Annotated in this window: 9 protein-coding genes and 1 pseudogene; 5 read left to right on the top strand and 5 right to left on the bottom strand. The window is 57.0% G+C overall.

Going from position 1 to position 11,560, the window contains the following annotated elements; all coding sequences use genetic code 11:
* The 5 genes and pseudogenes from LQZ21_RS14335 to arfB all read left to right on the top strand — a co-directional run.
* Positions 1-435 (top strand): annotated as a pseudogene (locus LQZ21_RS14335) (methyl-accepting chemotaxis protein); the annotation flags it as partial.
* A gap of 229 nt (positions 436-664) precedes the next feature.
* On the top strand, positions 665-2,209 hold the full coding sequence (locus LQZ21_RS14330) for a DUF1538 domain-containing protein (RefSeq protein ID WP_411045244.1): 1,545 nt from the start codon (positions 665-667) through the stop codon (positions 2,207-2,209).
* Positions 2,202-2,915: a P-II family nitrogen regulator gene (locus LQZ21_RS14325; protein WP_411045242.1), complete on the top strand. Its 714-nt coding sequence runs from the start codon at positions 2,202-2,204 to the stop codon at positions 2,913-2,915. The genes LQZ21_RS14330 and LQZ21_RS14325 overlap by 8 nt, the downstream gene beginning before the upstream one ends.
* Before the next feature lie 25 nt (positions 2,916-2,940).
* Positions 2,941-4,110 carry a methionine adenosyltransferase gene (gene metK / locus LQZ21_RS14320; protein ID WP_411045240.1) on the top strand — a complete coding sequence of 390 codons (1,170 nt, stop codon included), beginning with the start codon at positions 2,941-2,943 and terminating at the stop codon, positions 4,108-4,110.
* A gap of 10 nt (positions 4,111-4,120) precedes the next feature.
* A complete protein-coding gene (gene arfB, locus LQZ21_RS14315) occupies positions 4,121-4,549 on the top strand; it encodes an alternative ribosome rescue aminoacyl-tRNA hydrolase ArfB (RefSeq protein ID WP_411045239.1) in 429 nt (142 codons plus the stop codon).
* 225 nt (positions 4,550-4,774) lie between these two features.
* Here the strand turns inward: arfB and LQZ21_RS14310 are convergent, their stop codons facing one another.
* From LQZ21_RS14310 to LQZ21_RS14290, 5 genes are all read right to left on the bottom strand, one after another.
* On the bottom strand, positions 4,775-5,620 hold the full coding sequence (locus LQZ21_RS14310) for a hypothetical protein (RefSeq protein ID WP_411045237.1): 846 nt from the start codon (positions 5,618-5,620) through the stop codon (positions 4,775-4,777).
* Positions 5,621-5,626: 6 nt separating this feature from the next.
* The gene (locus LQZ21_RS14305) at positions 5,627-7,897 is read right to left on the bottom strand and encodes an ATP-dependent helicase (RefSeq protein WP_411045236.1); all 2,271 of its coding nucleotides are present in this window, start codon (positions 7,895-7,897) and stop codon (positions 5,627-5,629) included.
* Positions 7,894-9,309 carry a 30S ribosomal protein S12 methylthiotransferase RimO gene (gene rimO, locus LQZ21_RS14300; RefSeq protein ID WP_411045235.1) on the bottom strand — a complete coding sequence of 472 codons (1,416 nt, stop codon included), beginning with the start codon at positions 9,307-9,309 and terminating at the stop codon, positions 7,894-7,896. Before rimO ends, LQZ21_RS14305 begins: the two co-directional genes overlap by 4 nt.
* The gene (locus LQZ21_RS14295) at positions 9,266-10,363 is read right to left on the bottom strand and encodes a helix-turn-helix domain-containing protein (RefSeq protein WP_411045233.1); all 1,098 of its coding nucleotides are present in this window, start codon (positions 10,361-10,363) and stop codon (positions 9,266-9,268) included. The genes rimO and LQZ21_RS14295 overlap by 44 nt, the downstream gene beginning before the upstream one ends.
* Positions 10,364-10,448: 85 nt before the next feature.
* Complete coding sequence (locus LQZ21_RS14290; protein ID WP_411045231.1) at positions 10,449-11,126, bottom strand: LolA family protein; 678 nt, start codon at positions 11,124-11,126, stop codon at positions 10,449-10,451.
* Between the last annotated feature and the right edge of the window lie 434 nt (positions 11,127-11,560).

Below are 11,560 nucleotides of genomic sequence, written 5' to 3'. Positions count from 1 at the left end.
ATTTCCACGGTACTCAAGAAGATCAAGGACTGTATCGACAAGATCACCAACTCCACCAACGCGGTACTCAACAAGTTCGAGGCCATAGACAACGAGGTAAAGACCGTCACGGATCAGGAAGAAAACATCCGGAACGCCATGGAGGAACAGGGCCAGGGGAGCCACCAGATCCTGGAATCAATCGCCCAGCTGAACGAAATCACCCGGATGGTCAAGGGCGGTTCCACGGAGATGCTGGAGGGGAGCCGGGAGATTATCCAGGAGAGCAAAAACCTGGAGATGGTGACCCAGGAGATCACCAACGGGATGAATGAGATGGCCAGCGGCGCGGACGAGATCAACGTAGCGGTAGACCGGGTGAATGTCATCAGCAGTCAGAACAAGGAGAATATCGAAATCCTGGTTAAGGAAGTTTCCAAATTTAAGGTGGAATAATTAACCACGAACCACCCGAACCTCACGAACAAAAGAGAGGATTCAGGTATAGGTTCCGAAATATCGAAGCAAAAAACCTCACAAACAAAGAGGGGATTCAGGTATAAATTCCGGAATATCGAAGTAAAAGTTCGTGGTGTTCGTGTGGTTCGTGGTTTTTTTGTCTTTTGTTGAACTGAGAATTGCCTCGGTTGAAAAAAAATCGATATATCTATACACTTAAACCGGAATGAACAAGATCTTAAAAGCAAAAATTATGGAGGCTTTCTCGTCGGTACTTCCCATCACCGCGATTGTTCTTATTGCAAGCGTGTTTCTGGTCCCGGTCCCGGCCGGAACCATTCTGATGTTCCTGGTCGGCGCCTCGCTTCTGATTATCGGGATGGGGTTTTTTACCCTGGGGGCGGATATGGCCATGATGCCCATAGGGGAAGGGATCGGCATTCAGCTTACCCGGTCCTCCAACCTCTTTCTGGTCCTCCTGGTGAGTTTTATCATGGGCCTCATCATCACCATCGCCGAGCCGGACCTGCAGGTTCTGGCCCTGCAGGTGCCCTCCATACCGCCCCTGGCCCTGATTTTGACCGTTGCCGTCGGGGTGGGGCTTTTTCTGGTCATCGCCGTCCTCAGGACCTTCCTCAAGATCCGCCTCTCGGTACTCCTGATAATCTTTTACCTCATCGTATTTGCGGTTGCCTTTCTTGCCCCCAATAACTTCATCCCCGTGGCCTTTGATTCCGGGGGGGTTACCACCGGCCCCATCACGGTCCCCTTCATCCTGGCCATGGGGGTCGGGGTTGCCGCTGTCCGCAGCGACAAGGACTCCCAGAACGACAGCTTCGGCCTGGTCTCCCTTTGCAGCGTGGGGCCCATTCTGTCGGTACTCATCCTGGGGATATTTTTTAAGCCCACCGGGGCGGATATTGAAAGCCATGTGGTTCCCCTGATCGAAACCTCCCAGGATGTGGTCAAAACCTTTGCCCTGGAAATGCCCCATTACCTGGTGGACGTACTGTACGCCATGGCGGCGCTGGTGATCTTTTTTGTGATCTTCCAGTTTATTTCCCGGCGCTTCAAAAAACATCAGCTCGCCCGGATCGCCGTGGGTTTTTTTTATACCCTCCTGGGGCTGGTGGTCTTTTTAACCGGGGTGAATGTGGGCTTTATCCCCGTGGGACAGCTTTTAGGCTCGGAATTGGCCGCTTCCCCCCTTAAGTGGATCCTGGTCCCGCTGAGCATGGTCATCGGGTATTTTATCGTAGCCGCCGAACCCGCGGTTCACGTATTGACCAAACAGGTGGAAGAAATATCCTCGGGTTCCATATCCCAAAAAAACATGAACCGGGGCCTTTCCATCGGCATGGCCTCGGCCCTGGCCATAACCATGATCCGCATCCTCACCGGCATTTCCATCATGTGGATCCTCATCCCCGGCTATGCCGTTGCGCTGATCCTGACCTTTTTTGTCCCCCGGATCTTTACCGGTATTGCCTTTGATTCCGGGGGGGTGTGCAGCGGCCCCATGACCTCCACCTTCCTGCTGCCCCTGGCCATGGGGACCTGCGAGGGCATTGGCGGGGATCTTATGACCGATGCCTTTGGAATTGTAGCCATGGTGGCCATGGCGCCGCTGCTGGTCATTCAATTTATGGGTCTTATGTACGGCCGTAAGCTGAAAGTTTCCGCGCAGAAGACCGAAGCGGTTCTTGAAACCATCAGTGAAGAAAATGCGGGAGAGATCATAGAATTTGAGGAGGAACCCGCTCATGAGTGAAGATACTAAGTTGCCGATAATAAAGTTTCTCGTCTTTATCATCGACTGGAATAAAATCAAGGTAATTTCCACGGTTTTTGAAGAAGAAAACGTCCGCTTCCATTTTATCAGCAAGGGCCGGGGAACCGCCAGTTCGGAAATTCTTGATCTTCTGGGGATTGGGGGCAGCGAAAAGGCGGTTATCTTCAGCCTTGAGCAGGAGATCATGGTGCCTGCCCTGATCCGGGGGGTCCGAAAAAAACTCGGCTCCCAGGCTGCCGGCGCGGGTATCGTCTTTACCATTCCCCTTTCGGGGATAAACAATCCTATTCTCAAAGTCTTTAAAGAGAGTATTATCAAAAATCTCAATATTTCGTCCGGAGAGGAAGGGGAAATAATGAACACCGAAATAAAACACGATCTGATTGTTTCTATTGTAAACCAGGGGTACAGTGATGAATTTATGACCGTTGCCCGGGAAGCCGGCGCCGGCGGGGGTACGGTGATCAACGCCCGGGGCCTGGCCCATAAGGGGCCGGTCAAATTTTTCGGCGTCTCGGTTCAGGATGAAAAGGAGATCATCATCATCATCGCCGGCCGGGAGCGGAAGGCCGCCATTATGCAGGCGGTAAGCCAGGCCTACGGCATTACCACGGCGGCGGGGGGGATCATCTTCTCCCTGCCCGTGGACCATGTGATGAGCCTTAATCAGGAAGAATTCAGATAATTATTATATAATAAGGAGTTATAAATTGGAAAAACGCCGCTATTTTTTTACCTCAGAATCCGTTGGGGAGGGTCATCCCGATAAGCTCTGCGATCAGATTTCCGACGCTATTTTGGACGCCTGCCTGCGGGATGATCCCCAAAGCCGGGTGGCCTGCGAAACCTTTGCCTCTACCTCCATGGTCCTGGTGGGGGGGGAAATAACCACCAAAACCTTTGTGGACTTTCAGCAGATAGTCCGGGAGGTGGCAAAACAGGTGGGGTATACCAACCCGGACTACGGCCTGGATTATCAATCCATGGCAGTACTGGACATGATCCACAGCCAATCCCCGGATATCAGCCAGGGGGTTTCCGGTACGGGCCTGGAGGAATACAAGGGCCAACAGGGCGCCGGGGATCAGGGGATGATGTTTGGGTTCGCCTGTAATGAAACCAAGGAGTTTATGCCCCTGCCCATCACCCTGGCCCATCAGGTCCTCATCAGGGCCACGGAACTGAGGAAAAACAAAACCATCCCCTGGCTTAGACCGGACGCCAAAAGCCAGATCACCGTAGAATACGAAGACCATAGGCCCCTGCGGATAGACGCGGTGGTGGTTTCCCATCAGCATGATTCCGACATTTCCTATGGGGATATTAAGGAAGCGATCATTAGCCAAATCATCCAACCCATCCTGGAGCCGTTGGGCCTTTTGGATAAAAACACCAAGTATTTTATCAACCCCACCGGCCGTTTTGTGGTGGGCGGGCCCTACGGCGATACGGGACTGACAGGGAGGAAGATCATCGTGGACACCTACGGCGGCATGGGCCGTCACGGGGGCGGGGCGTTCTCCGGCAAGGACCCCACCAAGGTGGACCGGTCCGCCGCATACATCGCCCGGTATGTCGCCAAAAACATCGTGGCCGCAAAACTGGCGGAACGCTGCGAGGTGGAATTGGCCTATGCCATCGGGGTTCCTTTCCCGGTTTCGGTGATGGTGGATACCTTTGGAACCGCCGTGGTGGACGAGCGCCGTATCGAAGGGGCGATTCCCAAAATTTTCGACCTTTCCCCCGCGGGGATCATCGCCTCCCTGGACCTCCGGCGGCCTATCTACCAAAAAACCGCCGCCTACGGCCATTTTGGCCGGGCCGGTTTTCCCTGGGAGAAAACCGACAAGGCGGAAGCCCTTAAGCGGGAAATAGGCTGACCCCGAAACCATGAACGGCGGGGAGCTGCGTCAATCCATCCGCGACCACGGGGAAGTCAGCTTTTCCCGGTCCGGCGGCCCCGGCGGGCAGAACGTCAACAAGGTCAACACCAAGGTGTGCCTGCGTCTCAGTTTGGCCGCCCTCCGGGGGCTTTCCGGGGGGGAATTAACCCGCCTCCGGGAAGTCCTGGCTGCCCGGCTTTCCCAGGGGGAAGCCGGGCCGGAATTGGTCATCGCCTCCAGCGAGGAGCGGTCCCAGCGGACCAACCTGGAACGGGCCTATGCCCGGATGGAAGCCCTGATCGCCGCCTCCGCCCGGCTCCCCAAACACCGCCGGCCCACCAAGCCCTCCAAGGCGGCCCGGGAACAACGGCTGCATACCAAGCGCCTGCGGGGCCAAAAAAAAGCGGGCCGCCGCTTTTCCCCGGCAGACGACTGATAAAGAGCTGGTTAAGAAATTTACCACAAAGGCGAAGAAGGCGAAAAAGGTAGGAAGGAAAAAAAGGAAGAATAATTAAGAGAGGAGTGAGGACATGGTCTTCCTATTCTTAATTCTTCTCCTTCCTTCTTCGCCTTATGCGCCTTTGTGGTTAATTCTTTTTAATGCCATGGTACCAGGCCTTGGATGGTGCCTTTGTGGTGAATTCTCTTTAATGCCATGGTGCTAAGTGCAGAGAAGCTTTGCCAGGGATGCTTCTTCGCCGGGGGACAGGAGTCCCGGCAGGATCAGGGGCTGGGTGGGGGTTGGGGGGAGGAGGAAGCCCTGGGTAAGGAAAGCGCGGAAAAGATCGGCATAAAAAGCCGCGTCCGGGCTTTCCGGGAGGGTAAGGTATATGCCCTGGGGCTGCCACCGGCTCCGGGGCAGGGCCCTTGCTATTTTGGGAAACCGGGGGGTTCCCCGCTCCGGGGCGGCGAGGAGGTCGTAGACGGCCCGGACCATGGCGGCCAGAATCGCCGGGGAAACCGGATCCGATGGGGGGAACCGATGGCTTTGGGATTTTTCCAGGACCAGGACCTGGGGCGTGCCGGGCCAGGGAAGGGGCAGGACCGGCCGTTGGATTGGCGCCTCCGGGGAAAGGGCAGCCGTCTCCCCGGTGTTGAGGAAGGGCCGCCAGAGCCACAGGTCTGCCGGCCCGGCCTTTGGGGCGGCAAAGGCGGGATCCAAAAAAGGCGCCCCGGGATCGCGGCCCGCCCGCTCCAGGGCCCGGGAAAGGGAAATTTCATCGGCGTATACCCGGAAATCCCCTTCGGGAAAAAGCCGGGCCAGGGCCTTGAAAAAGCGGCCGGCCAAAGGGTGGGGAAAAGGCGCAAAAAGCCCCCGTTCGGCGGTATTTTTAAAATCCCGGAGAACTCCGGCGGGGGTATGCCCCAAAAGGGCCGCCCCCCCAAGCTGCCAGAGATCGACCAAACGGCGGCCCTGGTCGGTATAGAGCCGGAAATCCCGGGCCCGGCGTATCACCGGTATCAATCCGGCAGGGGGGGCCAAGGGTTCTTGATCCTTTGTTTCCATAGACGCTTATTCTTCCCCTATTTTAGTGATCCGGGAACTTTGGTGGCGGCTTAAAAAACGGAGCTCTTTCCCCGTGTCAAACCGGGCAAGGATCACCGGACCTTCTTCGCTTTCCCGGATCTCCGTCACCCCCCCGTACCCGTAGTCATCGTGGAAAAGCCGGCCCCCCACCTGCCATTGGCCGTCGGAAGAACGGGTTTGCTTCCCCCGGGATGGCGGGGCCTTTCTGGGGGTTTTCGCAAAACCATAGGGGACCGTGCCGATAACCCTGAGGGAGGACTGGTCAATTTCCCGCAGGAACAAAGAGGGGTCCATGGGGGCGGTACGGCCGTACATACGGCGGACGGCACAGGAGCTGATATAGAGCTCATCCATGGCCCGGGTGGCGCCCACATAGAAAAGCCGCCGCTCCTCCTCCAGGTCTTCCCATTCCTTATCGTCCCGGGGAAACACCCCCTGCTCCAGCCCGGTCATGATGACCCGCCGGAATTCAAGGCCCTTGGTATTGTGGTAGGTGATCAGGGTAACCGTATCATGGTTTTTGTCCTTATCCTCCTTCCGTTCCTCCTCAAAGGAACGATCCAACTCAATGTGTTCCAGAAATTCCAGAAGCCCTTCCGTGGTGGCGGTGTAAAGGCTTGCGGCGTTGGCCAGTTCCTGGAGATTATTGAGCCGCTGGTTCCCCGATACCTCGTCATGGGAACTATGGTATTCGGCGAGGCCCGTATCCATCACCACCTGTACCACACAGAGGGAAAGCCCCTCCCCGGCGCGGAGCCCCTCCCGCTTGGCCTTTTCTTCTTTAGTATCCTTTTTTTCCGCGGTCCCCGCCAGGATAGAACAGCTCTTTTCCATCACCGCGAGAAAGGCGTTAATCCCCGACTGGGCCTTGGCGGGTAATGAAGGGAGGAGCCGTTTTGCCGCTACGGCCAGATCCCCGTCGGGCGTCCCCGCTTCAACCCCATCGGCCAGGCCCCCCAGGAAAGCCTCCCCCAGGATGCGGTCCACCGTGGCGGCTCCTACCCCCCGGGTGGGTTTGTTCACCACCCGGCGAAAGGCCACCTCGTCCCGGGGGTTCACCAAAAAGGAAAGCAGGGCCAGGGCATCCTTGATCTCCTCCCGCTCATAGAACTTCAGGGTCCCCACCACCCGGTAGGGGATGCGGCGCCGGAGGAATTCCGTCTCGAATCCCAGGGACTGGGCATTGGTCCGGTAGAGGATGGCCCAATCGGCATAGGCGGCCCGGGGTTCCTTGTCCCGGGAGCGTTCGATAAGGTTGGCGCAAAAAACCGCCTCCTCGTCCTGGTCAGGAAGAAAGGCCAGCACCGGGGTTTTGCCGTTCCCCCGTTCGGCCCGCAGCTCCTTTCCCAGCCGGTCCCGGTTGTTATCCACCACCGAAGAAGCCACCTTGAGGATGGGAACCGTGGACCGGTAGTTCCGTTCCAGCCGGATGATGTCCGTGCCGGGGAAACGATCCGGAAATTCCAGGATATTCTTTACCTCCGCCCCCCGAAAACGGTAGATGGATTGATCGTCATCCCCCACCACACAGACATAGGTTTCAGGACCGGCCAGCTCTTTGAGCAGCTCAAACTGGGCGATATTGGAATCCTGGTATTCGTCCACCAGGATAACCCGGAAACGGTCATGGAAGCGCCGGGCCACCTCGGGCAGGGCCCGGAGGATCTCCACCGGTTTTTTGATGAGATCCCCAAAATCCACGTTGCCGATCTGCCGAAGCCGTTCCTCGTACCGGGCATAGAGGTCCCGAAAATCCTTCCGGTAGTTGATAAGGTCCAATTCGGGGTCCTGGGGGGTAAGAAAATAATCCTTGGCCCGGGCAATGCTGTGGGCGATTTCCTTTACCTCCGCCTTGGGGGCGTTTTCCATGATGGTCCCCAGGAGGGCCACCGAATCATCGTCATCGTAGATGACAAACCCCGAATCAAGGCCCCCCTGGGGGCCGTTCCGCCGGAGAAACCATGCCCCAAAGGAGTGGAAGGTCCGCAGCATGGCCTCCCCGGCCCGTTCGTCGATGAGCCGGGCCCGCTCGGCCATTTCCCGGGCGGCCTTGTTGGTAAAGGTTACCGCCAGGATCGCCCGGGGGTCCAGGCCCCGTTCCCGTACCAGATAGGCTATCTTGGTGGTGATCACCCGGGTTTTTCCCGACCCGGCCCCGGCCAGGATAAGCAGGGACCGGCCCTCATGGAGTACCGCTTCCCGCTGTTCGGGGTTCAAGGTGGCAAGGTAGGGGGGAAGCCCTCCGTCGCTTTTCATGAAACAAACCCTCCCGGCAGGGCAGCGACTTCCAGGTCAAACCCGGCCCGGGCAAACACCCGGCCCGGGATCAGGGTTCCGGGGACGAGTTCCTCCTCCGAGGTGATCACCGCGGCGCCGTCCACCTCCGGGGCCTGGGAAAAGAGGCGCCCCAGGTAGAGCTTCCCCTCCCCGCCCAGGGCGGAAGCCCTGGGGGTAAACCCCTCCTCCACCAGGACCGGCAGTTCCCTGCCGATAAAACGTTCCATCCGTTCCTGGGTGATGGGGATCTGCTGCGCTTCGATCCGGGCCTTCCGCTCCGTTGCGAGCTTTCCGGGGACCCGGCCCTTCAGGGCATAGGCGGGGGTATCCTCCTCCCGGGAGTACACAAAAACCCCGAGCCAATCCAACCGGGCCTTTTCCTGGAAATCCAGGAGGGCCTGGAAATCCTCTTCGGTTTCCCCGGGAAAGCCCGTCAGAAAGGTGGACCGGATCACTCCGTCCGGCAGGGCGGTCCGTATTTCCTCTATCAGGGAAAGGTAGGTCTGCGGATCCCCCCGCCGGTTCATGGCCCGCAGGATTCCGGGGGAACCGTGCTGAAAGGGGAGGTCGAAATAGGGGAGCAGCCGGGGATCCTGCCGGATGATATCCAGCAGGGGCCGGGGAAAATTATCCGGGTGGATGTAGAGGAGGCGCACCCAAAAATGACCCTCCAGCCGGGTCAGGGCCTCCAGGAGCCGGGGGAGCCCCGGATTGGGGAAGACATCGGCGCCATAAGAACCCAGGTCCTGGCCGATAAGGTTTATCTCCACCACCCCCCGATCCAAGAGCCGTTGGCACTCCCGGAGGATCCCCTCCACCGGCCGGGATCGCAGGGGACCCCGGATTAGGGGAATGGCGCAGAAGGAACACCGGTTATCGCAGCCTTCGGAAATTTTGACATAGGCGGAACCGGGCAGGGATAACAGGGGCCGTTCCCCCTCATACGGAGATCCTTCCGCCGGCAGGGCCCCTTCCGCCGGAACCAGAGCCCGGGTCTTCCCGTGCAGGGCAGAATCCGCCGCATCAATGATCCGGGCCAGGTCTCGGTTGCCAAAGAGCAGATCCGCCTCGGGCAGGGATTCGGCCAATTCCGAAGCATACCGCTGGGCCAGACAACCCGCGAGGAGGACTTTTTTTTCGGGATAGGCCTTTTTATACCGTAAAACCGCGTTTATCGATTCCTGCTTGGCCGTTTTTATAAAACCGCAGGAATTGATGATAATAAGGTCCGCCTCCACCGGATCCGCGGCCACCGCCCAGCCGGATCTGTCCAGGGCCCCCATCATGGTTTCCGCATCAACCTGGTTTTTTACACACCCAAAGGGATCAAGATAATAGCGCGCCATCTTATTCAAGACGGGCCACGACCAATCGGTACCGACCGTCATCATCCCGAATCCAGCGAAGATCCGCTACCACCACCTCACCGGCCCCGCCTATTTCCATGGGCATGGTCCGGCCCCCGCCGGTAACCTGGAGTTTTACCGCCGCGGCATTGGAAACCCAAATTCGGATGCCGTTTTGGGCCTGTATATTCAACTCATCGGTTCTTTGAAAGTACCGCTCATTCCGGCCCTGCCGGTCCCGTTCCGCGAGAATTTCCCAGCGGAACATGCAGTACCCCTGAAAATTCGCCTGCAGGGTAAAGGGGTAGGGGGTGGGGGAGGAAAAGATCACCGCCGAGGGAGACACGGGCGCCGGAATTTCCGGGACCGGGTCGCCGGAAACCGCGGGCGGGGCTTCTTCGGTAAGGCGGGTATCGTTGTTTTGTTCGATCCGGATCAAGGCTCCGGCGGCAGCGTCATTTTTGGCATAATCCGCGGCAGTTACCCTGATATCGCCGATCCCGTCCCCGTTCAGGTCCAGATCCACGGTCTGACTCATATCGAAGTTCACCGTTCCGCCGGGGGTGGTGATGGTCAGCAGTTCCCCCAGGCCGGAGAGTTCCAAGCGGTACCGGGTGGTCCCCAGGGGAACCAGGACGGCGTCTCCCCGGTAAAAGCGCCGTTCCATGGAGGGTTCATCCAGGGTATATACCGCCGCTTCCCGGGGCGTAACATCGGCGGCAGCTTTGGGGGGGAAATACCGGATAAAAAAATAGATCCCGCCCCCGGCAAGCCCCAGGACCAGCAGGATGATAAAGGTCATGAGCAAAATCTTGGGGACCCGGGACGGGGATTTTAAAAGTTCTTCCACCGGAATCGGCTGTTCCTGAATTTTCAAGGCCCGGTAAAGGGAAATAAGATCTTCCCCCTGAAACCCAAGATATTCACCGTAGTTGCGCAAAAAACCCAGGGCATAGGCTTCTCCGGGAAACACGGAAAAGTCTTCCCGCTCCAGGGCTTCCAGGTAGCGGCCGGCGATATTCGTATCCCGGCCCACCTGATCAAGGGTATATTTTTTACTTTCCCGGGCGGATTTTAACTTTTCTCCAAGCGATTCCACAGGATTTTTCCTCCCACCCACTATCTTTAACTAAAAAAACTACCATTTCTCCGGGACCCGCGCCTGCTTTTCAGAGCGGAAGGGCTCATTCACTGTCCCTGAACAAAAAATTATTGTACAAATTGGCCGAAGCCGGGGAATCATAGATAAACCGCTGCTCCGGTATGCCCTGATTGATTTTAATTTCCGAAAAATCAAAGCGGACAATGCTATCGGCAATGGTCCTTCCCTCGATACGCCGGATCAGTTTGGTATTCGGGGCAATATCCAGAAAAATCTCCCTGAAATTTTCACTCGCCGCCCGCCGGGTAAGGCGCAGCTTAACCACCAGTTCATTTGAACCCGGCTCCAGGGCTACCGGCGCCGGGCCGGTCACAAAGGCGGGCACATAATTGCGCCGGAGGAGCAAAAGCCCCTGGGCGGTGGCCATGGACGCCCCTGAAGGCCGCCGGGACCCGGAAATAACCTGGTTCAAAACCGCCTGATATTCGGGAAGATACATGGTGAGGAGATTCCCGTCGTAGAGGATAACCTGGTTGGCGGGGCTGGTAAAATCGATCCGGAGGAAGGACGGGATAAGATGGTTTACCGTCCCATACATGGTGCTGTTTCCGGACCGGATAGTGATTCGGGCCTCGTAATCCCGGATATTTCCATAGTTTTCCGCCACCGATTCCAGGTATCGTTCGGCGGTAACAATCTCCTGAGCATACAGAACAAAAAGCCCCTGCAAGAGCAAAAGAGCAAAAAAACGCCTTTTCAACCTGATAACCTCGTATTTTTATCATAACCGAAAGGACCGGTAAAATACAAGGGTTCGGCTAAAACTGTACTAGAGAAAATAACCACAAAGGCGAAGAAGGAAGGAGTTAAGGAAGGAGAGGAGTTAAGGGAGGAGAGAGGAGTTAGGAGTTGAAAAATTACCCTCCCTCTCCTAACTCCTCTCTCCTAACTACTTCTCCTTCGCCTTCTTCTCATTTAATTGACCACGTAGTGGTCTACTTTGCGCCTTTGTGGTGAATTTCTTAAATTCTGTATATGCATGGCCGTTTAGTGTTTATAAGGTACTGCGGGAAGAGGAAATTTCTATTGCGTATTGGCCGGGTATGGGTTATACTAATCCCATGATTCATGTACCGGCAGAATTTTTTAACCCCCCCCCCCCCCCCCCCCCCAAACTCTCTGAAAAAGTGAGTA

The organism is Treponema sp. TIM-1, assembly GCF_046533115.1.
Lineage (GTDB): Bacteria > Spirochaetota > Spirochaetia > Treponematales > Breznakiellaceae > JAIRMO01.
This window is presented reverse-complemented; position numbering and strand designations above follow the sequence as displayed.

Excerpts from the sequence above, each read along its gene's own strand:
- LQZ21_RS14330 (WP_411045244.1), top strand. The coding sequence starts at position 665 with ATGAACAAGATCTTAAAAGCAAAAATTATGGAGGCTTTCTCGTCGGTA.
- LQZ21_RS14325 (WP_411045242.1), top strand. The coding sequence starts at position 2,202 with ATGAGTGAAGATACTAAGTTGCCGATAATAAAGTTTCTCGTCTTTATC.
- arfB (WP_411045239.1), top strand. The coding sequence starts at position 4,121 with ATGAACGGCGGGGAGCTGCGTCAATCCATCCGCGACCACGGGGAAGTC.
- LQZ21_RS14310 (WP_411045237.1), bottom strand. The coding sequence starts at position 5,620 with ATGGAAACAAAGGATCAAGAACCCTTGGCCCCCCCTGCCGGATTGATA.
- LQZ21_RS14305 (WP_411045236.1), bottom strand. The coding sequence starts at position 7,897 with ATGAAAAGCGACGGAGGGCTTCCCCCCTACCTTGCCACCTTGAACCCC.
- rimO (WP_411045235.1), bottom strand. The coding sequence starts at position 9,309 with ATGATGACGGTCGGTACCGATTGGTCGTGGCCCGTCTTGAATAAGATG.